Annotated in this window: 24 protein-coding genes; 4 read left to right on the top strand and 20 right to left on the bottom strand. The window is 65.0% G+C overall.

The window, feature by feature from the left end; translation table 11 throughout:
• Nucleotides 1–486 precede the first annotated feature (486 nt).
• Entirely contained in the window at nt 487–1,290 is an 804-nt protein-coding gene (locus AABF56_RS22875; protein WP_272804429.1) for a WecB/TagA/CpsF family glycosyltransferase, read from the top strand.
• Between the two features lie 133 nt (nt 1,291–1,423).
• Here the strand turns inward: AABF56_RS22875 and AABF56_RS22870 are convergent, their stop codons facing one another.
• The 20 genes from AABF56_RS22870 to AABF56_RS22775 form a co-directional block, all read right to left on the bottom strand.
• The gene (locus AABF56_RS22870) at nt 1,424–1,954 is read right to left on the bottom strand and encodes a hypothetical protein (RefSeq protein WP_272804428.1); all 531 of its coding nucleotides are present in this window, start codon (nt 1,952–1,954) and stop codon (nt 1,424–1,426) included.
• The gene (locus AABF56_RS22865) at nt 1,951–2,319 is read right to left on the bottom strand and encodes a hypothetical protein (RefSeq protein WP_272804427.1); all 369 of its coding nucleotides are present in this window, start codon (nt 2,317–2,319) and stop codon (nt 1,951–1,953) included. Before AABF56_RS22865 ends, AABF56_RS22870 begins: the two co-directional genes overlap by 4 nt.
• 15 nt (nt 2,320–2,334) lie before the next feature.
• On the bottom strand, nt 2,335–2,892 hold the full coding sequence (locus tag AABF56_RS22860; RefSeq protein ID WP_272804426.1) for a rod-binding protein: 558 nt from the start codon (nt 2,890–2,892) through the stop codon (nt 2,335–2,337).
• 279 nt (nt 2,893–3,171) lie between these two features.
• Entirely contained in the window at nt 3,172–3,570 is a 399-nt protein-coding gene (locus AABF56_RS22855; protein ID WP_272804425.1) for a hypothetical protein, read from the bottom strand.
• A gap of 2 nt (nt 3,571–3,572) precedes the next feature.
• The gene (gene fliR / locus AABF56_RS22850) at nt 3,573–4,325 is read right to left on the bottom strand and encodes a flagellar biosynthetic protein FliR (RefSeq protein WP_244767556.1); all 753 of its coding nucleotides are present in this window, start codon (nt 4,323–4,325) and stop codon (nt 3,573–3,575) included.
• Nucleotides 4,322–6,409: a flagellar biosynthesis protein FlhA gene (gene flhA, locus AABF56_RS22845; RefSeq protein WP_272804424.1), complete on the bottom strand. Its 2,088-nt coding sequence runs from the start codon at nt 6,407–6,409 to the stop codon at nt 4,322–4,324. The genes fliR and flhA overlap by 4 nt, the downstream gene beginning before the upstream one ends.
• Nucleotides 6,410–6,694: 285 nt before the next feature.
• Nucleotides 6,695–6,961 carry a flagellar biosynthesis protein FliQ gene (gene fliQ / locus AABF56_RS22840; protein ID WP_244767554.1) on the bottom strand — a complete coding sequence of 89 codons (267 nt, stop codon included), beginning with the start codon at nt 6,959–6,961 and terminating at the stop codon, nt 6,695–6,697.
• Nucleotides 6,958–7,404 carry a flagellar hook assembly protein FlgD gene (gene flgD, locus AABF56_RS22835; RefSeq protein WP_244767553.1) on the bottom strand — a complete coding sequence of 149 codons (447 nt, stop codon included), beginning with the start codon at nt 7,402–7,404 and terminating at the stop codon, nt 6,958–6,960. The genes fliQ and flgD overlap by 4 nt, the downstream gene beginning before the upstream one ends.
• Complete coding sequence (gene flbT, locus AABF56_RS22830) at nt 7,398–7,844, bottom strand: flagellar biosynthesis repressor FlbT (RefSeq protein ID WP_272804423.1); 447 nt, start codon at nt 7,842–7,844, stop codon at nt 7,398–7,400. The genes flgD and flbT overlap by 7 nt, the downstream gene beginning before the upstream one ends.
• On the bottom strand, nt 7,841–8,194 hold the full coding sequence (gene flaF / locus AABF56_RS22825) for a flagellar biosynthesis regulator FlaF (protein WP_244767551.1): 354 nt from the start codon (nt 8,192–8,194) through the stop codon (nt 7,841–7,843). The genes flbT and flaF overlap by 4 nt, the downstream gene beginning before the upstream one ends.
• 38 nt (nt 8,195–8,232) lie before the next feature.
• On the bottom strand, nt 8,233–9,300 hold the full coding sequence (locus AABF56_RS22820) for a flagellar hook-associated family protein (protein WP_244767550.1): 1,068 nt from the start codon (nt 9,298–9,300) through the stop codon (nt 8,233–8,235).
• 3 nt (nt 9,301–9,303) lie between these two features.
• Nucleotides 9,304–10,716: a flagellar hook-associated protein FlgK gene (gene flgK, locus AABF56_RS22815; protein WP_244767549.1), complete on the bottom strand. Its 1,413-nt coding sequence runs from the start codon at nt 10,714–10,716 to the stop codon at nt 9,304–9,306.
• Nucleotides 10,717–10,760: 44 nt separating this feature from the next.
• Entirely contained in the window at nt 10,761–11,960 is a 1,200-nt protein-coding gene (locus tag AABF56_RS22810) for a flagellar hook protein FlgE (RefSeq protein WP_272804422.1), read from the bottom strand.
• A 111-nt stretch (nt 11,961–12,071) separates the two neighbouring features.
• Nucleotides 12,072–12,746, bottom strand: coding sequence for a transcriptional activator Rem (gene rem, locus AABF56_RS22805; protein ID WP_244767547.1), 675 nt, complete (start codon nt 12,744–12,746; stop codon nt 12,072–12,074).
• Between the two features lie 281 nt (nt 12,747–13,027).
• Nucleotides 13,028–13,606: a transglycosylase SLT domain-containing protein gene (locus AABF56_RS22800; protein ID WP_272804421.1), complete on the bottom strand. Its 579-nt coding sequence runs from the start codon at nt 13,604–13,606 to the stop codon at nt 13,028–13,030.
• The gene (fliK, locus tag AABF56_RS22795) at nt 13,530–14,939 is read right to left on the bottom strand and encodes a flagellar hook-length control protein FliK (protein ID WP_272804420.1); all 1,410 of its coding nucleotides are present in this window, start codon (nt 14,937–14,939) and stop codon (nt 13,530–13,532) included. Before fliK ends, AABF56_RS22800 begins: the two co-directional genes overlap by 77 nt.
• Nucleotides 14,936–16,249, bottom strand: a complete 1,314-nt coding sequence (gene motC, locus AABF56_RS22790; protein WP_443021083.1) for a chemotaxis protein MotC — start codon at nt 16,247–16,249, stop codon at nt 14,936–14,938. Before motC ends, fliK begins: the two co-directional genes overlap by 4 nt.
• Before the next feature lie 4 nt (nt 16,250–16,253).
• Nucleotides 16,254–17,477, bottom strand: a complete 1,224-nt coding sequence (locus tag AABF56_RS22785; RefSeq protein WP_272804418.1) for a MotB family protein — start codon at nt 17,475–17,477, stop codon at nt 16,254–16,256.
• A complete protein-coding gene (locus tag AABF56_RS22780; protein WP_272804417.1) occupies nt 17,474–18,127 on the bottom strand; it encodes a hypothetical protein in 654 nt (217 codons plus the stop codon). Before AABF56_RS22780 ends, AABF56_RS22785 begins: the two co-directional genes overlap by 4 nt.
• A 312-nt stretch (nt 18,128–18,439) precedes the next feature.
• On the bottom strand, nt 18,440–19,624 hold the full coding sequence (locus AABF56_RS22775; RefSeq protein WP_244767541.1) for a flagellin N-terminal helical domain-containing protein: 1,185 nt from the start codon (nt 19,622–19,624) through the stop codon (nt 18,440–18,442).
• Between the two features lie 154 nt (nt 19,625–19,778).
• Here AABF56_RS22775 and AABF56_RS22770 point away from each other — a divergent pair, with 154 nt between their 5' ends.
• From AABF56_RS22770 to AABF56_RS22760, 3 genes are all read left to right on the top strand, one after another.
• The gene (locus AABF56_RS22770) at nt 19,779–20,024 is read left to right on the top strand and encodes a hypothetical protein (protein ID WP_272804416.1); all 246 of its coding nucleotides are present in this window, start codon (nt 19,779–19,781) and stop codon (nt 20,022–20,024) included.
• Nucleotides 20,025–20,396: 372 nt separating this feature from the next.
• On the top strand, nt 20,397–24,476 hold the full coding sequence (locus tag AABF56_RS22765) for a beta strand repeat-containing protein (RefSeq protein WP_272804415.1): 4,080 nt from the start codon (nt 20,397–20,399) through the stop codon (nt 24,474–24,476).
• Between the two features lie 199 nt (nt 24,477–24,675).
• The gene (locus AABF56_RS22760) at nt 24,676–26,724 is read left to right on the top strand and encodes an O-linked N-acetylglucosamine transferase, SPINDLY family protein (protein ID WP_272804414.1); all 2,049 of its coding nucleotides are present in this window, start codon (nt 24,676–24,678) and stop codon (nt 26,722–26,724) included.
• Nucleotides 26,725–26,737: the final 13 nt, after the last annotated feature.

Raw genomic sequence — 26,737 nt, 5'->3', positions numbered from 1 at the left:
CGCTCGCGCGGCGGGATGGCCTCTTAACGCCCTATGCTGTCCAAAACGCATAATTTCAAGCGCATCCTGCGGGAAAGCGCAGGTCCAGCCCGGGAATATGCCTTTCCTGTCAGCGGTGAAAGACACGATGGCGGCAAGACGGCGTCGCTCATCACCCGGCAAGAAGTCCTTTTTTGACGCAGGCTGCGGGATTGTCCTGGCCCGGGAGGCTCGGAAAATTGACAGCAAGCTATTGTTTTTCAAAATTTTTCCCGAAAGGACGGCGCCATGGTTAGCGAGCTGTAAACAGGGTCCGCCGCCTTTTCGGGAAATCCTTAAACGGCCTTTCAGAGGAACTTGCTAAACCGGCAGGCAGCAATAGCAGCCTTGCGGGAGCAGCATGACGCCCTTTCCCCCGGATCCTGTCGAACACGCCACCCGAAAGGCCATGAGGGCCTTTAGGGCCGGCCATTGCCCGCTTTCGGGCGCTTCGAAAGGACCCCTGCCATGAACCTCGTGTCCGGCAACATCACCGCTTCGCAGCGGGACATACTGGGCCTGCCGGTCTGCGATCTCGGCTGGGCGGACGCCTTTGCCTTCGCCGAAGAGGTGGCAACCATGCCGTTCGGCCAGAGCGTCATCGCCTTCATCAATGCCGGCAATGCCAACCTGATGATGCGCGATCCCGAATACCGCGCCGTGCTGGAACGCCAGGTCGTTCTGCCCGATGGCGACGGCGTCGATCTCGCCTCGATGGTGTTCCACGGCCGCAGGTTTCCCGCGAACCTCACGAGCATCGCCTTCGTTCCGGCCCTCCTGACCTATATCGCAAAGCCGATGCGCGTCGCGCTGATCGGCGCCCGGACGGCGACGCTGATGCGGGCCGCCGACACGCTTCGCCGGCATACGCCCTGGCACGCGTTCCTGCCGATTTCCGACGGCCATTTCGATCAGGACCAGTCGGACGCGATCATGGAGCGGGTGCGCGCGGCGGATGCCGACATCCTGCTCGTTTCGATGGGCAGCCCGGCCCAGGAAAAGTGGATCGACAGGCATGTCGGGCCCGGCCATGCCCGGCTGGTGCTCAGCCTCGGCCCGCTGTTCGACACACTCGCCGGCAACACGCCGCCGATGCCCGAAGCCGTTCGCCGGCTCCGGCTCGGCTGGCTCTACCGGCTGATGGCGGAGCCGTCACGGCTACCCCAGCGCAAGGCCCAGATCGCCTTCGCCTACCATGTGCTGCGCTACAAGCTATCCGGCCCGATGATGCCGCGGGGCAGCGGCAACACGGCAAAAGCCGGCTCGCTCTGAGTCGGCCAGCCCGTTGCCACCGGGCATTTTCACGGGGCAAGCCCAGAGCATTTCCAGCCGAAGCAAGACCGCTTCGGCGTCGGACAATGCGGTAAAAGCGAGACTCCAGCGCATTTCCGGTTCCGGAAATGCGCTAGTGACCGCCGCTCTTCTCCGCCGGCTTGACGGCCGGAACCTCGCCCTTGACGAGGGTCTGGCCGCGCTTGGGCGCGGGGTCCTGCACCGATGCGGTGGTGATGTAGTCGATCTGCTCGACATAGACCTCGGCGATGACCTCTGCCCCGAAGCGGCGGTTCAGCCCTTCCTTGACGATGTCGCGGAAGGCATCGACATCGAAACTGCCGACCGTCGCCACGTCGATCATCTTCTTGCCGACCAGCAGCGTATAGAGCTCGTCGGTGATCATCTGCGGCAGGGGAACGATCTGTTTGGCCGCCAGATCCTTGTTCGCCTTGTAGGCGAGCCTGGTGAGCAGGTAGCCGTTGACGCCGCCCTCCCCGATGACGGGCACCGTCGTCGTGTATCCGCTGACGAATTCCAGCGCCGCCTCGCGCTCGGCGGCGGCGGTATCGACCTCGGGCGCCGAGGCCATCGTCAGCGAGACATAGACCGAGGCAAGCGTGATGGCGAGGATCCAGACGCCGGTGCCGATGAGCTTGATCATGTGCCGTAACCCAGGCGGAACTGCTCCTGCGAATAGGTGCCATCGGCCTCGAGGTCCTGGACGGCATTCTTCAGGATGGTGACGACTTCACGCACGGCCTCCAGATGGGCGGAGACGCGCTGGGCGTTGGTGGCGAGCTTCTCGCGCACGCGGCCGAGCTGGCTGGAGAAGGTCTGCGGCATCTCGTCCGGGCGCACGTCGCGCGTCAGCATCGCCAGTTCATAGAGGCAGCGGCTCTTGTGGGCGTTCGAGGTCGGCAGATCGAAATCGGGGTCATGGCCGATATTGTCGTTCTCGTTGTCGATGATCGTTTCGAGCCGGCCGAGGACGGTGCGGATCCGCAATTCGTTGGTCGCCTGTTCCATTTTGTTGTTCTCCGCTTAGATCTTCGTCTCGTGTTCCTTGATGCCCGGCGTCAGGTCGGCAAAGGCTTGCCGCTGCAGGGCGTGCACCATGCCGGTTGCGACACGGTCGGTGTTCTTGTCCTTCTCCGGCGAGGCCGCGCCGATGCCGCTGCTCTTGGCGAGGCTCTCGGCAAGGCCGATGCCGCCGCCCTTGGCGAGCGCTTCGCCGAGCTGGTCGGCCATCATGCCGCGCCACATCTCGCCGGCCGTGCCCTTGCCGTAGATCTCTTCGCTCTCGGTCGGCATCATCGACTTCACGAAGTTCTGCAGCACCATCGATTCGAACTTGCGCAGATGTTCCGGCACGGCCTTGCCGCCGGCGGCGGAAACGCCCTGCGCCGCATGGGCTCCGGCCGAATCGCGGTTGAGAATGCTGCCGACGGTGGCCTGGAAACCGGCGCCGGCCTCGGCAAGGCTCGTCGCCTCGAAGGCGGCCCTGTTCGATTTCAGCCTGGCCTGCGCTTCCTGAACCTGGGCCGGGTCGGCGGCGCGCACGACATCGAGCACCAGGTCGCTGGGGGGAGAAATTGCCACGTCCTTGAGCCTTTCAGGTGATCCTCGTGGCCGAACCCGTCCTCATGGCGGTTCGCCGGCCTCTGACCTTTCAGGACATCGGATCCATCCGCGCCGCGCTTGCGGCTGCTTCGACAAACCTCGTCATCGTCCTGACGCGACTATCGCTGCTCAACCTTACGGGAGGCTGGTGGCGGATGACGAGGGCGCGAGGCGGGCGCATAGGCACTCCACTTTGACGCAAGCTTGATAAGGCCGCGGTAAATCGCCTTTCGTTACAGCGGCTTATTCCATCAGCGCCTATTCTTCAGTGCCCTTGTAGGCAATGTGCTGGTCGATGAGGTCGTAGATCGAATTGTCGGCCGCCTCGCGCTCCTCGGCACTGCGGGCTTCCTTGCGGTGCTCCTCCATGCGGTCGCCCTTGGTGCGCTCGCGCACCACGCGCATCTCGTGCATCTGCTGCACGTTGGCCAGCATCTGGTCCTGCTGCTGCAACTTGCTGTACTGGCCGGAATAGTGCCGCGAAAAACTGCGGTGGATCGGATCGAGCGAGTTGATCGCGCCGGCGACGACCTCCATCGTCTCGGCGATCTCCTCCCGCTGGCGCGTGGTGTTGGCAAGGTCGAGCTCCGCCATCTTCTCCAGATGGCGCTGCACGCTGACGAGGCGCTTCAGCTTGTCGGAACGGTTTTGCGCCATCGCTACTCCCCCCGGAAGACCGGAGTGAAGCCGGCCGCAAAGATCTCAAGCAGCGAGGAGACGCCGAAATAGAGCAGGAGCAGCCCGCCCATGATGATGAAAGGCAGCGAGACGAAGTAGATGGGGATCTGCGGCGCCAGCTTGTTGATGAGGCCGACGGAGACGTTGAAGACCAGGCCGTAGAGGATGAAGGGGCTCGCGAGCCTCAGCATGATCATGAAGGTCTGGCTCAGCGTGTCGGTGAGCGTGATCAGGGCACCCTGCGGGTTGAAGCCCGCGCCGATCGGCATGACATTGTAGGATTCGACCAGCGCCCGCATCACGACATGGTGGAAATCCAGCATGAAGAGCACCAGCAGGCCGGCGAAGGAGAGAAGGTTCGTCAGCTGGTTCTCCGCCGTGTCTTCCAGCACGTCGGGCGTCGGCGGCGCGTTGAAGCCCATCATCATCGTCAGCACCGTGCCGGCGAATTGCAGGCCGAGCACGTAGTAGCGGGCGATGAGGCCGATGACGGCGCCGGTCAGCGTCTCGAAGACGATGAGCGTGAGATAGCTGTCGAGCGTGCCGGAGGTGCGCGGATAGATCGTATCCCACAGGATCGGCAGCACCGCCATGGAGATCGCCACCGCCAGGAACAGACGGATCTGGATCGTCAGGCGCGCGGACGAAAAGCCCGGCAGCAACATGAAGCACCCGCCGACACGGCAGAAGGCGGCGAACAACGCCAGCACCGTGCCCTGCGGGTCCGCGATCATGAAATGGAGCCGAGGATCTTGATCTCGATGCCCTTGGCGAGCTCGACATGCGAGAGAACCGGCAATGTGGCGAAGAGGCGCTCGATGATCATGCGCACATAAGAGCGGGATTCGGGCGAGGTGACCAGCACAAAGGGCGTGCCGCGATCGAGAAACTCGCGGATAACCCGGGTCGCCTGTTCGGAAAACTCCTCGAGCTGGCGCGGATCGATGTCGAATTCGACGATTTCGCCCTTGCTGTCGCGCTTGAGCGCCTGGTGGAAGACCATGTCCCACTTGTTGCCGAGGCGCAGCACCGGCAGCACGCCGTTCTCCGCCAGGTCGCCGCAGATCTGCTGCGACATGCGGATGCGCACATGCTCGACGATCTGCTCGGTCTTGCGCACATGCGGGGCGAGTTCGGCGACCGCTTCGAGGATGAGGTGCAGGTTGCGGATGGAGACGCGCTCGGCAAGCAGCAGCTTCAGCACGGCCTGGAGGCCGGAATAGGACATGTGCGAGGAGCAGATCTCGTCGGCCAGCTTGCGGTATTCCGGATCAAGCCGCTCGATGAGCGCCTTCACGTCCTTGTAGGACAGAAGCTGCGGCAGGTTGTTGCGGATGACCTCGGACAGGTGCGTGAGAACCACCGAGACGTTGTCGATCGGGTGGAAACCCTCGCGGCGCAGGTCGTCCGCAAAGGTTTCGAGGATCGAGACCGCCGGCATGCCGAAGGCCGGTTCGCGGATGTCGTCGCCCGGCACGCTCGGCTTGCGCCCGCCGCCGGTGACGACCAGAACCTCGCCGACACGCACGATGTTGGAGGCGATCGTCGTGCCGTGGATGCGGATCTGGTAGGACTTGTCCGGAATGGAGATGTCGTCCGAAACCTTGATTTCCGGCACGACGAAACCGTATTGCCCGGCGAACTTCTTGCGCATCTTACCGACACGGAAGGCAAGCTCCTGATGCGCGCCGAGAAGGCGGGTGGAGACCTGCTTGCCGAGGAGAAGCTCAATCTCTGCGGTCTTGAGTACCGACTTGACCGAATCCTTCTCCTGGTCGCGGCTCTGCTGGACCTGCTGGGCCTCCAGCTCGCGCTTGACGCGGTTTTCCTCCGCGATGCGCCGCGGGATGATCCAGGCGCTGAAGGCCATGACGCTGCCGAGCACCATGAACGGAAGGAAGGGCAGGCCCGGCATGATGGCGAGCAGGATCATCAGGCCGGCGGCGACGAAGAGCGCACGCGGATAGCCGGAGAGCTGGTTGATGACCGCCTGGTCGGTGGAACCGGCGGTTCCGCCGCGCGAGACGATGAGGCCGGCGGCGAGCGAGACGATGAGGGCCGGGATCTGCGAGACGAGACCGTCGCCGACCGACAGTTTCACGAAGACGTCGGCGGCTTCGCCCAGTTCCATGCCGTGACGGAAGTAGCCGATGATGATGCCGCCGAAGACATTGATGGCGGTGATGATGAGACCCGCAATGGCGTCGCCGCGCACGAATTTCGAGGCACCGTCCATCGAACCGAAGAACGAGCTCTCCTCCTCCAGCTCGCGGCGGCGCAGCTGCGCCTGCTTCTCGTCGATGAGGCCGGCGGAAAGGTCGGCGTCGATCGACATCTGCTTGCCGGGAATGGCATCGAGGGTGAAGCGCGCGCCGACTTCGGCGATACGCGTCGCACCCTTGGTGATGACGATGAAGTTCACCACGATGAGGATCATGAAGACGATGATACCGATGACGAAGTCGCCGGACATGACGAGGCTGGCAAAGCCGGCGATCACGCCGCCCGCCGCGTCGTGCCCCTCATTGCCGTGCGAGAGGATGACGCGCGTCGTCGCGATGTTGAGCGCGAGGCGCACCATGGTCGCGATGAGGAGGACCGTCGGGAAGGACGAGAAGTCGAGCGGGCGCTGGATCCACAGCGCCACCATCAGGATCAGCACCGAGAAGGCGATAGAGAACGCCAGCCCGATGTCGATCATGAAGGCCGGGATCGGCAGGAAGAGGATCGACAGGATCGTCAGGATGCCCACGGCGAATGCGATATCGCGGCCGCTGGGGCTGACCTTCGGAAGGTTTATTGCCGGTACTTGCGCCATCTGGATGCGTCCCATCTCTTCATGAGAGGCGGCGGCGCGTCACACGCGTCGCCCATTTCACCCCATGACCTACCCGGCGAAGCTTGCGCGAGGGTGGCAGCGGGCTCCGGCGGCTTCGGGCGCTTGGGAACTGTGGATCCTCGGGACGAGCCCGAGGATGACGGGGAGGAGAGGCTCCGCACCACGAAATGGTGCGGCATGCGGGACGGCGCCAACGACCGAACCACATCCCTTCTGTCGTCATCCTCGGGCTCGTCCCGAGGAACCACGCCCCAGACGCCGGCCTTAGAAGCCGCTCTCTATTCGGGAGAAGACGATATTGGTGAAGATGGAGATCTGCGCGCCGATGAAGGGGGCCGATATAGCGATCGTCACGAAGATCGCGAGGATTTTCGGCACGAAGGTGAGGGTCATTTCCTGCACCTGGGTCAGCGCCTGCACGAAGGCAATGGCGACGCCGACGATCATTGCGGCAAGCACGGCCGGGCCGGAGGCCACCACCACTGTCCAGATGGCGGCCTGCGCGATGTCGAGGGCGTCTGCCTCATTCACGTTTCGGTTTCACTCGCCTTGGTTTCGCTGACCTTCACGCCGGGGCCGATGACGAGCGTCTTGCCCGAATCAAGCGTCGCGACGATACCGTCATTATATAGCGTGACGTCCGTGACGACGCCAGAAATCTTGCCGTCCTCACTGGTGACGGTGCGGCCGATGACGGAGTTGGCTTCCTGCAGCGAGGTGCGCTGCAACAGGCTTTCCAGGTTCTTGTTCGTCTTGATGGTCTGCTCGACCTGGGAGAAGGTCGCAAGCTGCGCCATCTGCTGGGTCGCGTCCATCGGCTCGGTCGGATCCTGGTTCTTCATCTGCGCCACGAGCAGCTTCAGGAAGCTCTCGTAGTTGATCGTCGCCGACTTCTCGTCGGTGGTGGATTCGGCGCCGGTGACGGTCGGCACATAGGACTGGGAGGCGCCCGCGGCGCCGACGGGCGTTACCATGGGGCGATCTCCCTGCGGATCTGTTCGACCGTGGCCGGTGCCATTTCCTGGTTGTTGAGGATGCGATCCTCGATCGGATAGAGCGCGCGGATCGCCTTCAGCGCTTCGAAGGCACGGCCCTGGGTGACGAGGGCGTCGACGCGCTTCAGCTCGGCGAGCACCTCCTCGTTCTTGAAGCAGGAGAGCAGCATGATGACCGACTTGCGGAACATGGCGACCGACTGCTCGGCGCCCTCCGGATTGATCAGCGACATCTGCGCGATGAAATAGAGCTGGCGAAGCGGCGTCGTGGCCTGTTCGGGCTGCAGGACGTGGTTTTCCAGAAGGAACGTGACATCGTTCAGGAACTCGATCGCAACCTTGCGGTCGACCCTCAGGACTGCGCCGTTGACGAAGATGCGCTCACCGGACTTCAGCGATATACGCAGTGTACTTTTCATTTGATGCCATCCTTGATGATGGTGGTGATGTCGATGATGCCCTGGAAATTCGAGGATTCGCGTTTGCGGATCTTCTCGATTTCCTTGAGAATCCAAATGGCGATCGAGATGAGGTTGGCCCGAAGCTCGGCCTCGAGCTGGTTTTCCGGATCTCCGAGATCTTCGATGAAGCGGATCCAGACGCGGCGGGTGAAGTAGATCGCCTCCACCGCCTCCCGGCTCTGGTTGCCGCCGTCGCTGGCCATTGCCGCTTTCAGGAGCGCAATCGACCGATCGAGGACCTGCCGTTCCCGATCCTTCGAGACGGCGACGCCTTCCTCCATGATCTCGGCATATGAAAACTGGTACATTCAGACATCCTTCATGTGTGTCCGTACCCTCTGGTTCATCAGAGGTAGTTCAATAGGCTCAGGTTCTGGATCCTCGACGTGAGCGTGTAGGCGAGCGAAAGCTGCGATTCGAGCGTGGTGACGCGGGTCGCCGCCTCGTAGGTATCGATGCTTTCCATGTCCTTGATGCTGGTGCTCAGGATGGCGACCTGGGCATTGAGCGAGGTGTTCGCCTGGCTGACGCGGGCCTCGGAAATGCCGAGCTTGGAACGTTCGCCGTCGATGCCGGAGATCGCCCGGCCCATATAGTCGATCGCTGCGTCGCTGACCGTCTTGCGGGTCTGCTCGCTGATGCCGAGAGCCATCAGCTCCTGCCCCAGGACGAGACCAAGCGCCATGTAGCGCATGCCGTCCACATTGGTGTTGGTCGAGCTCTGGACGGTCTCCGCGGCGCTGATGCGGCTCTGCATGTTCTCGTCCGACGCATTCGACCAGTTCGTCTGCCAGCTCGAGGTCGGGCCGACAAATTCAGCTTCGAGCTTCTCGACGAAGGCCTGCATGTCCGACGCCGTGATGTCGGAGACCGCGGCGTCCGTCTTCTGAAAACCGAAATGCGCAAAGAACGTATCGTCGAACACGTCCTTCGGATTCTGTTCAGGCGGCGGCAGGTCCTGGGAATATTCCTTGAGCGGCATTACGTCCGTGTTGATGCCGGCAAAGAGGTATTCGCCGCTGAACGAGGTGTTGGCGGCCGAGGTGAAGGCCGAGAACGCGTTGCCGAGATTTTCCTTCGCGAGGTCCAGCTGGTCCTGCGAGGTGATGCCGGAAAGCGCGATCAGCACGCCCATCGCATCGTTCGCCGCCGTCGACATCTGGCCGAGCGCCTCCTGCGAGGCGGCGAGGCGCTGCGTCGTCAGCGCGTTTGTGCTCTTCAGCGATTCCATGCGCTGGAGATCGCGGTGCAGGTTCAGCGTGCGCGCCGTCTTGGCGCCGAGCACGGCGCCGACATCCGCATGGCGGCCGGTGACCGTTTCCTCCTGAAGCTGCAACATCTCCTTCTGCGCGCTGGCCACGGTGAGCCGCATCGCATTTTGAAGGGACATGTTGGAAACGAAAGAAGTCTTCATAACTTACCCCGCCGCCTGAAGGAGGGCCGCGATCATTTCATCGACCGCCGCCACGAGCTTGGCCGACGCCTTGTAGGACTGCTCGAGGTCGAGCAGCAGGGCGAGTTCCTCGTCAAGGCTGACGGCCGTCACGTTGAGAAGGGCCTCCTGGGTACGCCCGAGCAGGGCGGCCTTGTCGTCGCCCGCCGTCGTCGCGGCCCTGCGGATCTCCTCCAGCCAGCCGACCGAGCTGGTCGAGAAGGAAAGGAGCGTCGTCGTCGTTTCGATGGATGCGTCCGGGTCGAAGGACATCGGCGCCTCGAAGGCGGACGTATAGCCGTTCAGAAGATCCGAGAAGCTGGCATTGTTGCCCGTGTTGTAGACGGCGTTGATCCCGTCCCGCAGCTTCGTCGGGCTGCCGCCTTCGCTCGATATGACGTCGGGGTTGACCCTGATGACCGCGGCAAGGCCCGGATCCGTGACGGCGGGCAGGCCGTTGCTGATAAAGAGGCCTTCGACCCCGCCTTCGGAGAACACCTCGATGACGCCGCGGGCGACCTCGTCGAGCTGCTTCTGGAAGGTCGGCGCGACGTAGTCGCGGATCTGCAGGAGGGCCGCGATCGTGCCTTGCGCGCTGGTGTTGCCGCCGGCCCCTGCCTGGACGGGCACGCCGTCGATGAGCACCTGGTTGCCGTCGACGGCAGCGGTGAAGGTGGTCGTGGGCTGGAAGCTGACGGTGCGCGGCACGGTCTCGAACAGCACCGTGCCGTCGCTGGTGTAGAGCGCCAGGTCGTTGTGTGTGCGGTTGACCGCGGTGACGCCGACGATCCCCGAAATCTCGGTCAGCAGCTTGTCGCGCTGGTCGAGCGCGTCGTTGACGTCGGTTCCGGCGGCCGTGCCCAGGCGGACCTTGTCGTTGTAGGTCTTGAATTCGCTGAGCAGGCGGTTGAGTTCCGTCACCGCCGTGTCGATGTCGGCGTCCGCCTCGGCCCTCAGCTTCTGCAGGGCATTCGACGTGCTGTTCAGCGAATTGGCGACGTCGATCGCGTCCGACACCACCGTTTCGGCGAGCGAGATCTCGCTCGGCTTGTCGGCGAAAGTCTGGAGATTGTCGCGCAGCTTCGCCAGATAGGTGGAGGGGGCGATCTCATAGTCCTCGCCGCCCATCATCATCTTCATCTGCGTCAGGCCGGCCAGGAGCGTGTCCTGGCCGCTCGACTTGGAGATCGAGAGCAGGTTCTGCTTCAGCAGGGCCTCGTTCTGGGCACGCTGCGTTTCCACCACCGTGGCACCGGAGGTAGCCGTCGCGAGGATCGCGGCGCGGCGCGCGTAGTTCGGGTTGCTTGCATTGGCAATGTTCTTCGACGTGACGGCCGATTGAAGGCCGACGTTGGAGAAACTGGACTGAGCAGTCTTCATTGCTGCTGAAAGCGACATCGGATCTACCTAATTCTCGAATGCACGCGCGGCGTCATGCCGGCTTATCTCTTCAGATTGACGAGGACTTCCATCAGCTCGGAACCGGTCTGAAAGACCTTCGAGTTGGCCGTGTAGTTGCGCTGCGACTCGATCATGCTCGTCAGTTCTTCCGCGATGTCGACGTTGGAGTCCTCCAGCGCGCCGGAAACGATCGCTCCATAACCGTTGGTGCCGGCGTAGCCCATGACGACGACGCCCGAGTCGTTGCTCTGCGCATAGATGTTGCCCGGCAGCGGCTTCAGGTTGTCCGGGCTCTGCACGGACGCCATCGCGATCCGGAATTTCGGCGTCAGCTGCCCGTTGTCATATTTCAGCGAAACGACACCATCCTCGCTGATCTCGTAGCCGGTGACCTTGCTGGCGCCATTGCCGTTGATCTTGCCGTTGGACACGTCAAACGGGGAGGCGAGCTGGCTGGAACCGCCGATGCTGATCTCAAGCGCGCTGAGTTCGGCGCCGTTGATGGGCTGGGCCGCCGTGGTAATGCTTGCCGGCGAGGGCGTGAGCAGCTTGCCTTCCGCATCGAATGTCATGGGCTCTGGGCCGGCGATTGTGGTGCCTTCGTAGGTCGCCTCGACCGTCCAGGCATTGTCGCCCGTCTTCACGTAATTGAATTCGATCAGCCGGGTGTTGCCCTGGCTGTCATAGGCGACGAGAGAGGTCGACTTCGAATAGCCCGCCACTTCGTTGGACGGCAGGTTGACGTCGAGCGCACCTGCCGTCGAGCCGGTCGCATTGAGCGCGCCGGAGGCAAGGTTGATCTCCTGGAGACCATCGAAGCCGTTGACGACGATCGTCGGGTCCTCGGTGGAGGAATATTCGTATCCCATCAGCTTGAAGCCGGAGGAATTCTGCAACGAGCCGTCGTCCATGACGGTGAAGGCGCCGGCGCGGGTCATGTATTCCTGGCCGTCCGTGCCCGAGACGATGAAGAAACCCTTGCCGTTGATGGCAAGGTCCGTCGCCGATGTCGTGTAGGTGAAGGTGCCCTGTGCGGAGATGGAATAGCGCACATCCGTGTTCACGCCGCCGGAATTGTAGGAACCGCCGGTGGTGGGCAGGATCAGCGAGGAGAACTGGGTGGAGGCCTTCTTGTAGCCCGTCGTGTTCGCGTTGGCGATGTTGTCGGCAACGGTGCTCAGGCGATTCGCCTGCGCATTCATGCCGGAAACACCCGTTCTCATCGTACCGTAGAGGCTCATGTCATTTCCCCGTTCGTCTCATACTCAGGACCCTATGGGACGGGCCTTGCGTGAAGCTGGCTGCCGAGCCGCCTGGCAGGGTCCGCCTCCCCGCCAGCCGGCACCATCGGCTCAGCCCTGCCAGTCGATGCAGTAGCCAAGGAAGCGCTTGGAATCGATCGGGTCGAAACCGAGCTTCTTGCGCAGCTTCTTGCGCAGCTTGCTGATGTGGCTTTCGACGACGTTCTCCTCGACGTCCTCGTCGAAGATGCCGTAGATCGCGTTGAAGATCTGGGTCTTGGAAAGCCGGCGGCCGCGGTTGGCGACCAAATATTCGAGAATGCGGCGCTCGCGGCGCGGCAGGGGGAAGACGTCACCGGCGATTTCCGGGTCGCGACCATCGGAGAAGACACGGATCGGGCCGATATCGGTGTAGTTGGACAGCGCCTTCAGGCGGCGCCGGATGGCCGCCGCACGGGCCAGGATCTCACGGGGATGCACCGGCTTGCGCACGACGTCGTCGACGCCGCTGTCGAAGAGGGCGAGGGTGGTTTCCAGGGAGGGCGTGTCGCTGACCGCGATCACGGGGGCCTGCGAGCGATCACGGATCGCCCGTGGCAGCTCCATGGAGAGCTGGCCCTGGCCGATCAGGAAAGCCTCGACCGCATCGATGTCCGAATCGGCCGCGGTGTTCACCCACTCGCCGAATTCACGGGGATCGAACCCCGTCGAGGGCACGCCCTCGCGACCAAAAAGAGAAGTATAGCCGTCTTTAACGAGCTCGCGCTCATCAACCACTACGATCATTCGTCCGCCTCCGAATCAGTGTGGTGCCTCGTTCAGGCAGTGGTACGAATCGGGCGAATCACCGGCAACTAGAGAAAGTGACTGGGTGGAATTAACAGTTGATTAAGAATTGCGTGCCGATTTGATCTACATATAGTGGCTTTCGGCGAATTTCGCCACAATTTTACGGTGGAAAAGTTAACAAAGGTTAACGTCATGCCTTGCCGTCCCAAAACTGGGCGTATTCCTGCCACATTGCGGCACAGGCCGCCATCGGGTCGATGTTTAAACTTTTAGTTGAATTACCGGCAGAACTGTTTCGCGTTCGCCGTCCAGCTTCCATAGCCCGTCGCGACCAGGTTCGCGATCACCCGGCATACGTAGCGCTTCTGCGCCGGGTCGTTGTTGGGGCCGGCGTGATAACGTGCGACGGCCATCGTCCAGGTCTCGTGCCGGGCGTGCAGGCGCGCCAGGAAGGATGCCGCATATTCGACATTCTTGCGCGGGTCGAACATTTCCGCGGGCGAGGCGAACTGGTCGCCGTGGAAGTGATGATTGATCTGCATGCAGCCGAGGTCGATCAGCTTGGCGCCCTGGGCCCTCGCCGTCTCGAATGCCCGCAGGGCGTCCTTCCTGTCACGGCCGAAGAAGGCCTTGCCCTCGATGTTCATGGCATAGGGCTGGAGCGATCCCTTCCGGCCGGTCTCGGTGAGACCGACGGAATAGAGGATGCCCGCCGGGATGTCGTATTTCGCAGCGGCGGCGAGGATTTCCCGCTCGCAGGCGCCAACGGAGGCTCCGGCGTCAGAGATAGACGCCGCCAGAGCGCTGAGGCTGGCCGCCAGCAAAGCCAGGAGCGGTGTCCGACGTGTTGCCCTCATGAGAGGCTCCCTCGCGTATAAAATTGCCCGTGCCCTCTCCGCCGCCCTGACGGCCATTGCCGCCCTCGCGGGCCTGCGGCTGGTTCGAGAACTGCTGCTGTTGCTGCTGGCTCTGGCTGTCGCCCTGCTGCGCATTCGCGCTCCTGTCGGCCGGCGCGAGCTGGACGCTGACCTGGTCGACGGCAAAGCCCTGACCGCGCAGCGCGCGCACGATCGCGTCCTGATCATCGGTGAGCTGGCGATAGGCCTCGCCCGTCTCCACCTGCAGCGAGACGACGAGGTCGTCGCCGTGCAGGCGCAGCGTCGCCGTCACGAGACCGAGCTCGATCGGGTGCATCTGGATCTTCAGCGTGTTGACGACCTTGCCGGTGGCCGCGGCTTCCGAATGGCTGAGCCCGCCGGTGGCGCTGAGCGAGGCCGCCCATTGCGGATCCTGCGTGATCGCCGTCGTCACGGCCCCCGCATTGCCGGCCTGCGCAAGGCCGATGTAGCGGCGTGCATCGACCACGGTCACCGTCTCGCCCTTCGGCCCGGTCGGGTTGGCATCGCGGAACGTCGCCCGCTCGCCCTTGTCCGAAAGGCTCATGTCGAGATCCCGCCCCTTGCCGTCGGCGCGGATCAGCCGGAAGAGCTGGTCGGCATCCGACTGGGGCACGTCGCCGGCATCCGCGGTGTCGGCCATATGGGTTCCATCGGCCCTGGCCGCGGCATCGGCGCGCGCATCGACCTTGGTCGATGCCTTGGCTCCGACCTGCGGCTTTGCGTCGGGCACGCCGGCCTTCGCAGCCGCATCGAGCGGCACGGCATTCGGCGTCGCCAGCATCTCAAGGAGATTGCCGACATCCGTCCCCGCTTTCGGCGCGGCTTCCTGCGTTCTGTCCGCCGCCGTGGCGCCGTCGTCCGCGGCCGCCTCGTCGGCATCACGCGCGACGGTCCTGCCCTCGTGCGTCTCGCCCTGTGTCTTGCGGCCTTGGCGGCCTGCGGCCTCCAGCAGGGCCGCCGCCTTTTCGTCAAAGGGCCGGTTGTCCCCTTCGGGCGTAGCGACGCCGGCCTTGCCGGCGGCACCGGCCAGCGCCGCGGCCTCGCGGCGCGCAAGCTTCACCCGCCCCTCTTCAGCCTCGCCGCCTTCCCGCTGGCCGCGGCCGGCCGTCCCGGAGACGGACAGCCGTCCGCCCTTGCGCCCGCCATCGCCCTCCCGTCCGGAAAGGCTGGCAATCGCATTGGCAAAACCGCCCTCTTCCGAAGCGCCTGCGGCATGGCCGTGGCCGGCCTTGCCCTTGCCCGGCGCCTGCCCCTGCACGATGCCCAAAACCCCGCTACCGATGGTGCTCAACTGCCTTCTCCCTTCAACAGCGCGTCGATTTCGTCGAGCTTGGACCTGCCGCTCGAAACGAATGTATCGAAGGCCGGATCGATGTCCGCCTTTTCTGGCTGCTCTTTCTTTTCCTGTTCCGGCTCGATTGCGGCGACCGGCGTCTCCTCGCCGCCCGCCCGCGGATCCATCGCCCGGTCGGCCAGCCCGGCTTCGCTCAACCCTTCGCGGGCAGCGTCCTCGGCCTCTATGGGCGTGGCGACGTCCGCCTCCGCCTTCGCCGCCGGTTCGCGCAGCACCTCCTCGGCCACGGCGCGGGCCGCGGCCTTCAGCGCGCGATCCTTCGCCGAGAGCTTGTCATCGGGGATGGCGATGATCGATTCCATTGCCGCCGCCACATCGCCGGAGGGAACGGAGGCGAGGCCCGAATAAAGGTCCGCCAATACCTTCGGCACGCTCTCCCCGTCGCCGGACAGCACCTGGGCGCGCTCGGCGGCGAGCGAGGCGAGCTTGTTCTTTCCAGAGATCGCGGCCAGGCGCGCCATGCGCAGATAGACCTCGCGCCGGCGCGGCACATCCATGAAGGAGAGGAGTTCAAGGATATCATCTTCCTTGATGGCCCCGTAGTGGTCGACCGCCAGCTTGACGAAGAGATCGGCGAACTGGCTGGCATAGGGCGAGCGCAGGTAGCGGCGCGCATAGCGGTTGGCATAGACCATGCTCTTGTCGATCCAGCCCGCCTCGCTGGCGATGTAGATCGAGCGGCGCAGCGCGGCCTCCTCGACGATCGTGCCGGGGGCGACGAGCCGCGCCCAGTCGAAATAGGTGAGCGCCAGCGCCGGGTCCTTGCGCATGACCGAGTTGGCCGAGACGAGGGCCAGATAGGGGCCGACACGCGAGTGCTTGTATTCCGGGAAGATCTCCGCGAGCGACTTGACGCTCTGCGTGCCGCGACCGCTGAGGTAACTGCGCAGAGCGTCGGTCAGGCGGGAATCGAAATGCCCGTCGACATCCTTCCTGATGAGCACTTCCAGCGTCTCGGGATTGCCGCCGCTCATCGCATAGACGAGCGCAGCATCCACATTGCGCGGGTCGTCGAAGAGCGCGGCTTCTCCCGTGCGCAGCCGCTCGTCGATGGTGCTCAGCAGGAAGCGCTGCATCTCCATCGCCGAATGGTCGCCGAGCGCCACCGTGTCCTGCACATATTGCAGCGAGCGGATCATCTTGTAGGGCGCAAGGTCGTCGAGGTTCTCGCCACGCGCGGGCGCCACGGCAGAAAGCGCCGTGCACAAGACCGTGCCTGTCAGGAAAACGCGCCGCAAGAAGCCCATGGCGTCAGCTGCCCTCGGCCTGGATGAGGATTTCGATGCGGCGGTTGGCATCGGCCATCGGATCGGCCGGGACCTTCAGGCGGCGATCGGCAAAGCCGGTCACCTGGCTCACGCGCTTCTCCTCCAGGCCGCCGCGCACCAGCATGTAGTAGGCGCTCTGCGCGCGGTCCATGGAAAGGCGCCAGTTGTCGTTCTTGCCGCCGGCGAAGGGACGGGCGTCGGTATGGCCGCGGATGGCGATGGCGCCCGGGCGGCCTTCCAACACCTTGCCGATCTTCTCCATCGCCAGAACCATCTCGCGCTTGGGCACCGCCGAGCCGATGTTGAACATCGGCGTGTCAAGCTGGTCGGTGAGGCTGACGAGCAGGCCCCCCTCGGCGGGCGTCACGCTGAGACCCTCGGCCAGCTTGCCGAGCTTGCCGATCTCGGCGGTCAGCTGCTTCTTCAATTCGTCCGCCTTCTTCTCCTCGGCGGATTTCTTCTCGTCTTCCCTGGCCTTGGCGGCCTCCGCGGCGGCCTTTTCCGCCTCGGCCTTCGCGGCCGTGGCCTTCTCCGCCTCTTCCTTGGCGAGCGCCTGCTTCACGGTGTCGTCGCTGGCAGCCGCCATCTGCTGGCCCGGCGTGCCCTCGCTGCCGGCATCCGTCGCCTCGGAGATCTGCACCTGCTGCGTCCAGAAATCAGGATCGAACGGGTCACGGTAGGCTTCGCCGCCATTGGCGCCGGTCGCCGGCCCCGAAGTGGCGGCACCGCCCTCGCCCTTGGCGCTGACATTCGCCTGCTGGCCGACTTCCTGCGCGATCTCCGAGAGCACGGAATAGGGATTCTCGAAGAAATTGGCCTCGGAATACTGCACTTCCTCGCCGGCCGTCGTCTTCTCGTCCTTGCCGCTTTCCGCGCCGTTGCCACTCGCCTGCTGCTGACCCTGTTCCTTGGATTTGTCCTGCGTCGCCTCACCTTCGGCGCTGTTGGCCGGCTTCTTCACCGATCTGTCGGCCGGCTTGTCGTCGGTCAGCTTGATCGGATTGAAATAGGAGGCGACCGAGGCCTGGGTCTTCTCGTTGGCGGCATTGACCAGCCACATCACGAGGAAGAAGGCCATCATCGCGGTCATGAAGTCGGCATAGGCGATCTTCCAGGCAGCCGAATGATGGTCGCCCTCGTGATCGCCATGACGCTTGACGATGATGATCTCGTTCTTGCCGTGGTGGTGATTTTCGCCTTCGCTCATGCAAGCACCTTGCGTACGGTGTCAGCCCAGGCCGCCATCCGCGTTACGAGGACGGTGTCGCCGAACTCCACCGTCAAATCGACATCCTGCATCTCGACATGCCGGAAGACCGGCGCGGGTTCGTCGAAATGCGATTCCAGTTGCTGGAAGAGGTTTGCCGGCCCCTTCACCGTTATCGCCATGCCTTCATCACCCTGCAGGCCCTCGGCGATCATGCGGGCAAGGTCGGCGATCGCGCCCCTCGCCAGCACGTCGTTCATCACCGGCGCCAATACCTCGGCGGTATCGGCGGCGACGCGCTCGGCCACCTCGCCCGTGAGCGTGGAAAACCGCTCGGCGAGGTCACGGGCGTAGTCCTTCTCGTAGCGCGCCTTCAGGTTGTCGAGCTCGGCCTGGTGCGCCTCCTTCAGGGCCGCGATCTCGGCCTCGTGCTTGGCACGAAGCTCCGTCTCGGCTTCCGCCCTGCCATCCGCGAAGGCCTCGGCACGCTCGGCGGCAAGATCCACCGGCGGCTCGGCCGATGGCATGACGAAGGCCTGGGCCGCAGAGCCACCCCCGTCATCGCCGAAGGACGGCGGCTGGAAGGCGGGGGCCCTAGGGCGCGGCGGAGCGCCGAAATCCTTGAGGTAGCGGGCAAGCTGCACGCTCATCGCGCGCCCTCCTGCCCTGCCGCGTGCCGGACGAACGCGAGAAAGGCCCGACGGGAACCCCGCGGACCGCTTCGACGCTCGCTCTCGAAAACACTGGAACCTGACACCACCGCTGACCTGTCTCCTTAGACACCGCGCCTTCCGCGAGGCGAAAGGCACACAATCTTCCTGATCGTGCCATCGAGCCTAGGGTTTCAAACTTGTGCGAGGATGAAGATAAAAGGTGTTGGGCCGCGCCAGGGCAAATAACGCGGCCCAACCGCCCGCCTCGGCCGATGACCAACGGCCGGGGCGGAAGAGAACCTGCCGCCCTTACTGGCGGAAGAGCTGCAGGATGTTCTCGGCGCTCGAATTGGCGATCGACAGCGACTGGATGCCGAGCTGCTGCTGGGTCTGAAGCGCCTTCAGGCGGGTCGATTCCTCGTTCATGTCCGCATCGACCAGGCGGCCGATGCCCTTGTCGATCACGTCGTTGAGGCTGGCCACGAAACTCTCCTGCATCTCGATGCGGGTCGAAATCGCCCCGAGGTCGGCCGCAGCGCTGGTCATCGCCTCCAAGGCCGTATCCACCATCTTCAGCAGGCCATCGATCTGGCCGGTCGTCGTCGAATTGTCGATGACCATCGTGTCGACCGAGGATGTCGTCGCGGCCACGACATTCGCCGTATCGACGGCCCAGAGGCGGCCGAGCGAGTCCTGGTAGGCAGCCTCCTGGTTGGGGACGGTGGTCTGGTTCACGGCGATCACCCAGGTGTCGTCGGCGACCTTCACGTAGTTGTTCACGCCGTCGGTGGCATAGCGGCCGTCGAAGGTGGAGGAACCGGCGCCGGCGGCGATGACCTCGTCCGTGGTAAATGCCTCGACGGTATGTTGGGTAACTGTGCCGCCCACATTGATATTGAGCGCAACGGCCGGTCCTTCGATCACGGCCGCCTTGTCGAGAATGCCGAGATTGCCGCCTTCGTCGAAGAGGACGGTTCTGTCATCGAGCATGTAATCGACCGTCTTGACGGAGACGGCGCCCGTCGCATTGCGGACGAAGGAGGCGACGACGCTCTTTTTCACGGAACCGCCGGCCGTCGTCAGGTCGGCCTGCAGCCAGTTCTCGCCGGAGAAGGAGGCGCCTTCCGCGATGCTGACGAGCTGTGCCTGAAGCTGGGTGATCTCTTCCTGGATCTTCGCCTTGTCGACACCCTCTTCCGTCGCGGCGACAAGCTTCGCGCGGATTTCCGTCACGACCTCGATGGCCGATTCCAGACCGGCATAGGCCGTATCGACCTTGGCGGCGCCGAGGCCGAGGGCATCCTGGACCGTGGCGAGGGCGCGGTTGTCGGAGCGCATGGTGGTCGCGATCGACCAGTAGGCGGCGTTGTCGGCGGCGGTTTCGACGCGCATGCCGGAGGAGACGCGGCTCTGCGCGGTTTCAAGCCCGTTGTCGATGGAACGGAGGGTCTGCAGCGCCGCCATGGCGGCGGAGTTGGTCAATATGCTGGTCATTGGCATTTGCCCTGGGAAAGGAATTGTCGGGGAGCATGCCGGAGTGAGGCGGGACCGGTAACGACGAAGGGGCTTCATGCATCCGGCGCCGCTCGTTTGCCCTGGGCGCCGGTTCATCGCTCTTAAGAAAGGGTTAACAGCGAGTGGTTAACAAATGGTTAACGGCCTGGCGCACGATCAAAGAAAGATGAAGATTGCGTTTATCGTCCGGAGCCAGATTTCACGGTTCGCGGCAAAGGCGACGAAAGGCGACATCTGCTTCATGGGCGCCGCCGGCGCCGCCCGGCATTCTGGCCTGTCCTGGCACAACCTGCGCACCTCTGCGGCGAGGCCGCGCTTGCCGGGAGACAGCGCGGGACAGGATACAACCGGAGCTGCGCGCCTGTTAACCCAAAATTAAACGCTACCGATTTAGAACTTAGCATGGTCGAAAAGGGCCGCTGGGGCAATTTTGCTGCCTTGTTCAGTCGGCCCCGGAACAGCATAGCCAATGCACGGCGTTTGCGACCAAATGGCGTAGGGATCGGAGCTGGTGTCAGTTCCGCGCATGATGCCCTTCCGATGCGCTGGCTCGTTCGAGCCATGTTTCAAGTGACATTGTTTTCGTCCAACCGGACGTCCGGACCGTTAGCGCCGTGGATGGCGCTCGACCGAGCGGTACACGGCGGGTGCCTTGCGCGCCTGGGACCCGAGGAGAAGATCGAATCTCTTCCCGCACGGTCGGTGGAACGAAAACGACGTTTGTCATCCGCTAACACAAGGGCGCGCGTCCATGACTTCAATCATTACCAATCTGACTCCCAGCCAGATCCGGAACCTTTCCACGAGTGCGATCCAGCTTCTCAACAGCGCGGACGTCGCGGCACTGACCTCGGAAAAGGTCGCGGCGCTCAGCGCCGCCCAGCTCAACGCCTTCACGTCGAGCAGCCTGCTCTCCTTCACCTCGGAGCAGATCGGCTCGATCGCCGTCAAGTCCATCGCCGGCCTCAGCGCCAGCCAGATCTCGTCGCTCACCTCCGGCCACATCGCGGGCCTCAAGGCCACCCAGGCAGCGGCCCTGACCAGCGCCCAGGTCGCCACCTTCACCACGGATGAAATCGCCGTGCTGAACTCCGCGCAGATCGCGGCCCTCGGCTACCAGGTCCTCACCACCATCGATTCCGCCGAACTTGCGCTGTTCACCACCGACGAGCTCGGCGCCATCAACGCCAAGGCCATCGCCGGCATCAGCACGGCAGCCCTCGCCGGCATCGCAACCGCCAGCATCGCCGCCCTCGGCACCGGCCAGATCGCCGCCCTCTCCAGCGCCCAGCTCAACGCGCTTTCCACCGGCCAGCTCGGCGCCCTCGGCACCGGCCAGCTCGCCGGTCTGACGGCAAAGCAGGTCGGCACGCTCAGCTCCACGCAGGTCGCCGCCCTCAGCACCGCCCAGATCGCGTCGCTGTCCAGCGCGCAGATCGGCGCACTCACCAGCGGCCAGGCTGCAGCCCTGTCCACGGACCAGATCGCGGCCCTCACCTCCACGCAGGTCGCCGGCCTCAGCGCTGCCGCCCTCAAGACCATCGATTCGGCGGAACTTGCCCTGTTCAGCACGGGCGAACTGGCTGCCATCAACGCCAAGGCCTTCGCCAGCCTCGATGCGGCCGCCCTCGCCGGCATCGCATCGGCCAGCATCGCCAGCCTCAACAGCGCCCATATCGCGGCCCTGACCAGCGGCCAGGCTGCTGCCCTGTCGACGGATCAGATCGCGGCGCTCACCAGCTCGCAGGTCGCAGCCCTCAGCGCCGCGGCCCTCAAGACCATCGATTCGGCGGAACTCGCCCTCTTCAGCACCGACGAACTGGCCGCCATCAACGCCAAGGCCATCGCCGGCCTCAGCACCGGAGCCCTTGCCGGCATCACGACGGCGGCCATCGGCGCCCTCGGCACCGGCCAGATCGCCGCTCTCTCCAGCACCCAGCTCAATGCCCTGTCCACCGGCCAGGTCGCAGCGCTCGGCACCGGCCAGCTTGCCGGCCTGAGCGCCAAGCAGGTTACAACGCTCAGCTCGACCCAGGTTGGCGCTCTCGGCACCGGCCAGATCGCCGGCCTGTCGAGCGCCCAGATCGGTGCCCTGACCAGCGGCCAGGCAGCGGCCCTGTCGACGGCGCAGGTCGCCGCCCTGACGAGCTCGCAGGTCGCAGCGCTCAGCGCCGCCGCCCTGAAGACCATCGATTCGGCGGAACTGGCCCTCTTCAGCACCGACGAACTGGCTGCCATCAACGCCAAGGCCCTCGCCGGTCTCAGCACCGGGGCTCTTGCCGGCATCACGACGGCGGCCATCGGCGCCCTCGGCACCGGCCAGATCGCCGCCCTCTCCAGCGGCCAGCTCAACGCCCTGTCCACCGACCAGCTCGCAGCCCTCACGACCGGCCAGATCGCCGGCCTGAGCGCCAAGCAGGTCGCCACGATTAGCTCGACCCAGATCGCAGCTCTCAGCACCGGCCAGATCGCCTCGCTGGGCAGCGCCCAGATCGGTGCGCTGACCAGCGGCCAGGCAGCGGCCCTGTCGACGGCGCAGATTGCCGCGCTCACCAGCTCGCAGGCCGCAGCGCTCAGCGCCGCCGCCCTCAAGACCATCGATTCGGCGGAACTCGCCCTCTTCAGCACGGATGAGCTCGCGGCCATCAACGTCAAGGCCCTTGCCGGTCTCGAAGCCTCGGCACTCGCCGGCATCACGACGGCAGCCATCGGCGCCCTCGACAGCAAGCAGATCGGTGCCCTCACCAGCGCCCAGTTCAATGCCCTGTCCACCGGCCAGCTCGCGGCCCTCAGCACCGGTCAGCTTGCCGGCCTGAGCGCCAAGCAGGTCGCAACGATCAGCTCGACCCAGATCGCAGCCCTCAGCACCAGCCAGATCGCCTCGCTGGGCAGCGCCCAGATCGGCGCCCTGACCAGCAGCCAGGCAGCAGCCCTGTCGACGGCACAGGTCGCAGCCCTGACGAGCTCGCAGGTCGCGGCCCTCAGCGCCGCCGCCCTCAAGACGGTCGATTCGGCGGAACTGGCCCTCTTCAGCACGGATGAACTGGCGGCCATCAACGTCAAGGCCCTCGCCGGCCTCGAGGCCTCGGCGCTTGCCGGCATCACGACGGCGGCCATCGCCGCCCTCGGCAGCAAGCAGGTCGGTGCCCTCACCAGCATCCAGCTGAATGCCCTGTCGACCGACCAGCTCGCGGCCCTCACGACCGGCCAGATCGCCGGCCTGAGTGCAAAGCAGGTCGCCACGATCGGCTCGACGCAGATCGCAGCCCTCAGCACCGGCCAGATCGCCGGCCTGTCGAGCGCCCAGGTCGGCGCCCTGACCAGCAGTCAGGCGGCAGCCCTGTCGACGGCGCAGGTCGCCGCCCTGACGAGCTCGCAGGTCGCTGCCCTCAGCGCGGCAACGCTCAAGACCATCGATGCCGCGGAGCTCGGCCTGTTCAGCACGGATGAGCTGGCGGCCATCAACGTCAAGGCCCTTGCCGGTCTCGAAGCCTCGGCACTCGCCGGCATCACGACGGCGGCCATCGGCGCCCTTGGCAGCAAGCAGGTCGGTGCCCTCACCAGCACCCAGCTGAATGCCCTGTCCACCGACCAGCTCGCGGCCCTCGCGACCGGCCAGATCGCCGGCCTGAGCGCCAAGCAGATCGCTTCGATCAACAGCACGCAGATCGCAGCCCTCAGCACCGGCCAGATTGCCGGCCTGTCGAGCGCCCAGGTCGGTGCCCTGACCAGCGGCCAGGCAGCAGCCCTGTCGACGGCGCAGGTCGCCGCCCTGACGAGCTCGCAGGTCGCAGCCCTCAGCGCCGCCGCCCTGAAGACTATCGACTCGGCGGAACTGGCTCTCTTCAGCACGGATGAACTGGCGGCCATCAACGTCAAGGCGCTGGCCGGCCTCGAAACCGCGGCGCTCGCCGGCATCACGACGGCGGCCATCGCGGCCCTCGACAGCAAGCAGATCGGTGCCCTCTCGAGCGCCCAGTTCAATGCCCTGTCCACCGGCCAGCTCGCGGCCCTCACGACCGGCCAGCTCGGCGGCCTGAGCGCCAAGCAGATCGCTTCGGTCAGCAGCACGCAGATCGCGGCCCTCAGCACCGGCCAGATCACAGCTCTCGACTCCAAGCAGATCGCGGCCCTGACGAGCAGCCAGGCAGCAGCCCTGTCGACGGCACAGGTCGCCGCCCTGACGAGCTCGCAGGTCGCAGCCCTCAGCGCCGCCGCCCTGAAGACCATCGACTCGGCGGAACTGGCCCTGTTCAGCACGGATGAGCTCGCGGCCATCAACGTCAAGGCGCTGGCCGGCCTTGAAACCGCGGCGCTCGCCGGCATCACGACGGCGGCCATCGCGGCCCTCGACAGCAAACAGGTCGGTGCCCTCACCAGCACCCAGCTGAATGCCCTGTCCACCGGCCAGCTTGCAGCCCTCAGCACCGGCCAGATCGCCGGCCTGAGCGCCAAGCAGATCGCTTCGGTCAACAGCACGCAGATCGCGGCCCTCAGCACCGGCCAGATCGCAGCTCTCGACACCAAGCAGATCGCAGCCCTGACCAGCGGCCAGATCGAGGCCCTGTCGACGACGCAGGTTGCCGCCCTCACCAGCACGCAGATCGCCGGCCTCAGCGCCGCCGCCCTGCAGGCGATGAGCTCGGACGACATCAAGACGTTCACGACCGAAGAGATCGCTGCAATCGGCCTGAAGGCCCTGCAGGGTCTGGCCACCGAGGACATCGCAGCCCTCGACTCCGCCCAGATCATGGCCCTCAAGGCCGAGCAGATCGCCGCCATGAACTCGGCGCAGGTCGAAGCCGTGATCCAGGCTTACGCCGCGATCTAATATTGACATCCGGCGGCGCGGCCGAAACCGCGCCGCCGCCATCTTCCGCCCGCCCGGCGCTGCAATCCGCGGGACATGGCGGCCTTCCCTTCGCGCAAAACGACCAGCCCGACGCAAGTCAACTCCGATAGCAAGGCAGACGAGCTCCTTCCGAGCCGTTCAACAGCCCGGCCAGCAGGCCCCCTTGCCGCAGGATGTCATGACCGTCAGCACTCCCATTCTTGCCGATCCCGCCACGGCGTTCCTCAATCTGCTCGGGCGGGCCCGCAACCAGCAGCTCTCGCTGGCCGACCTGTTCCAGACGACGGAAAGCCTGACGGCGGCCGGAGCGACGGCACAGGCAGGCGAACTCTACAAGATCTGGATCGCCTTCAACGACAATAACCCGCTGCTGCATCTTGCCTATTTCAACTATGCGGTCTCGCTGTCGAAGGCCGGCGATGCTGCCGGCGCGCTGCACGCCCTTCGCGCCGCCGTGCGCATCAACCCGCAGTTCGGCCAGGCCCATATCAATCTCGGCAGGACGCTGGAGGATTGCGGCCTGACAGGCCAGGCCGTCCAGCAATGGCGCGTCTATGCCGATGCGACCGCCGACGTCACGCCGGACAGGATCAGCAACCGCCTGCTCAGCCTCCAGCATATCGGCCGCGTGCTGGAAGGCACCGGGCACCTGGAGGAGGCCGAAGCCGCCCTCTGGCAGGCCATGGAGCTGCAGCCGTCGCGCACCGAGGCGGCGCAGCACTGGATCTCGCTGCGCATGCGCCAGTGCAAATGGCCGGTCTTCACACCCTCCCTTCACGTCACGCCGCGCCATTTCATGGACGCGACCTCGTCCATGACGATCGCCTGCTATGCGGACGATCCCCTGTTCCACCTGGCCAAGGCCCATCGCTACTGCCGCACGAATGTCGGCCGACCGGCCGATCTTCAGGACTTCACGCGCAGTCCGGTGCGGCAGAAATCGGGGACCGGGCAGCGGCTGCGCGTCGGTTACGTCTCCTCGGACCTGCGCCAGCACGCCGTGGGCTTCGCGCTCAGCGAAGTGCTCGAACTGCATGACAAGACGAGCGTCGAGATCTTCGCCTATTATTGCGGCGATCCCGCACCGCTCGACCAGACGCAGGCCCGCATCAAGCTGGCGGTCGACCATTGGCGCGACATCGCCGCGCTCAGCGACATCGACGCCGCCCGCCAGATCGCCGCCGACGAGATCGACGTGCTCGTCGACGTCAACGGCTACACCAAGCATGCCCGCACCAAGATCTTCGCCTACCGGCCGGCGCCCGTGATCGTGAACTTCTGCGGCTATCCGGGCACCATGGCGAGCCCTTACCACCAGTACATGATCGCCGACGAACACATCGTGCCGGCGGAAAACGAGATCTACTACACCGAGAAGGTCCTGCGCATCGCCTGCAACCAGCCGGTGGACCGCAAGCGCGCGGTCTCGCCGCGCCCGACGCGCGCCAGCGTCGGCCTGCCGGAAAACGCCTTCGTCTTCGCAAGCTTCAACGGCATGCAGAAGATCACCGCCGCCTGCTTCGGCCGCTGGATGGCGATCCTGCTAGCAACGCCCGGCAGCGTGCTGTGGCTGCTCGCCGGCGACGACAGCGTCAACGAGCGCCTGAAGCAGATCGCGGAGCAGAACGGCGTTGCGCCGGAGCGCATCATCTTCGCCGGGAAGACGCAGAACCCCGACCATCTCGCCCGCATCGGCCTTGCCGATCTCTTCCTCGACACCTTCCCCTACGGCGCCCATTCCACCGCGGCCGATGCCATCACGCAGGGCCTGCCGGTATTGACCATCGCGGGCAAGAGCTTCGCCTCGCGCTTCTGCGCCAGCATCGTCGCGGCGGCCGGCATTCCCGAGATGATCTGCTCGGGCCCGGACGACTACGTGCAGAAGGCCGTCGCCTTCGCCCGGAACCCGGCAAGCCTTGCGGCGGTAAAGGATTCGCTCCAGCACCAGCGCGAGACCTGTGCACTGCGCGACATGCCCGGCCTCGCCCGCCGCCTTGAGGAGCTCTACTGGCAGATGCAGGGCGATGCCGAACGCGGCGAAACGCCTGTGCCCGACCTGCGCAACCTCGACGTCTATTACGAAATCGGCGCCGAGCTTGCCGCTACCGGCATCGAATTCGAGGAGGAAGAGGCCTACCGGCAGCGCTATCGCGCGGCGCTTGCCAGCCTCGACGAACACGCCCCGCTCTCGCCCGACGCCCGCCTCTGGCCGGCGCCGGCCGCCTGACCGCCCAGCTCGA

Origin of the sequence: Shinella sp. WSC3-e, from assembly GCF_945994535.1 — a bacterium.
In the GTDB taxonomy this organism is placed as follows: domain Bacteria; phylum Pseudomonadota; class Alphaproteobacteria; order Rhizobiales; family Rhizobiaceae; genus Shinella; species Shinella yambaruensis.
The sequence above is the reverse complement of the archived record's forward strand: the minus strand, read 5'-3'. Positions and strand labels throughout refer to the sequence as shown.

Bases quoted from the DNA above. Each gene is read 5' to 3' on its own strand.
- AABF56_RS22875 (WP_272804429.1), top strand. From the start codon at position 487: ATGAACCTCGTGTCCGGCAACATCACCGCTTCGCAGCGGGACATACTG.
- AABF56_RS22870 (WP_272804428.1), bottom strand. From the start codon at position 1,954: ATGATCAAGCTCATCGGCACCGGCGTCTGGATCCTCGCCATCACGCTT.
- AABF56_RS22865 (WP_272804427.1), bottom strand. From the start codon at position 2,319: ATGGAACAGGCGACCAACGAATTGCGGATCCGCACCGTCCTCGGCCGG.
- AABF56_RS22855 (WP_272804425.1), bottom strand. From the start codon at position 3,570: ATGGCGCAAAACCGTTCCGACAAGCTGAAGCGCCTCGTCAGCGTGCAG.
- fliR (WP_244767556.1), bottom strand. From the start codon at position 4,325: ATGATCGCGGACCCGCAGGGCACGGTGCTGGCGTTGTTCGCCGCCTTC.
- flhA (WP_272804424.1), bottom strand. From the start codon at position 6,409: ATGGCGCAAGTACCGGCAATAAACCTTCCGAAGGTCAGCCCCAGCGGC.
- flgD (WP_244767553.1), bottom strand. From the start codon at position 7,404: ATGGTAACGCCCGTCGGCGCCGCGGGCGCCTCCCAGTCCTATGTGCCG.
- flbT (WP_272804423.1), bottom strand. From the start codon at position 7,844: ATGAAAAGTACACTGCGTATATCGCTGAAGTCCGGTGAGCGCATCTTC.
- flaF (WP_244767551.1), bottom strand. From the start codon at position 8,194: ATGTACCAGTTTTCATATGCCGAGATCATGGAGGAAGGCGTCGCCGTC.
- AABF56_RS22820 (WP_244767550.1), bottom strand. From the start codon at position 9,300: ATGAAGACTTCTTTCGTTTCCAACATGTCCCTTCAAAATGCGATGCGG.
- flgK (WP_244767549.1), bottom strand. From the start codon at position 10,716: ATGTCGCTTTCAGCAGCAATGAAGACTGCTCAGTCCAGTTTCTCCAAC.
- AABF56_RS22810 (WP_272804422.1), bottom strand. From the start codon at position 11,960: ATGAGCCTCTACGGTACGATGAGAACGGGTGTTTCCGGCATGAATGCG.
- rem (WP_244767547.1), bottom strand. From the start codon at position 12,746: ATGATCGTAGTGGTTGATGAGCGCGAGCTCGTTAAAGACGGCTATACT.
- AABF56_RS22800 (WP_272804421.1), bottom strand. From the start codon at position 13,606: ATGAGGGCAACACGTCGGACACCGCTCCTGGCTTTGCTGGCGGCCAGC.
- motC (WP_443021083.1), bottom strand. From the start codon at position 16,249: ATGGGCTTCTTGCGGCGCGTTTTCCTGACAGGCACGGTCTTGTGCACG.
- AABF56_RS22785 (WP_272804418.1), bottom strand. From the start codon at position 17,477: ATGAGCGAAGGCGAAAATCACCACCACGGCAAGAACGAGATCATCATC.
- AABF56_RS22780 (WP_272804417.1), bottom strand. From the start codon at position 18,127: ATGAGCGTGCAGCTTGCCCGCTACCTCAAGGATTTCGGCGCTCCGCCG.
- AABF56_RS22775 (WP_244767541.1), bottom strand. From the start codon at position 19,624: ATGACCAGCATATTGACCAACTCCGCCGCCATGGCGGCGCTGCAGACC.
- AABF56_RS22770 (WP_272804416.1), top strand. From the start codon at position 19,779: ATGGTTAACGGCCTGGCGCACGATCAAAGAAAGATGAAGATTGCGTTT.
- AABF56_RS22765 (WP_272804415.1), top strand. From the start codon at position 20,397: ATGACTTCAATCATTACCAATCTGACTCCCAGCCAGATCCGGAACCTT.
- AABF56_RS22760 (WP_272804414.1), top strand. From the start codon at position 24,676: ATGACCGTCAGCACTCCCATTCTTGCCGATCCCGCCACGGCGTTCCTC.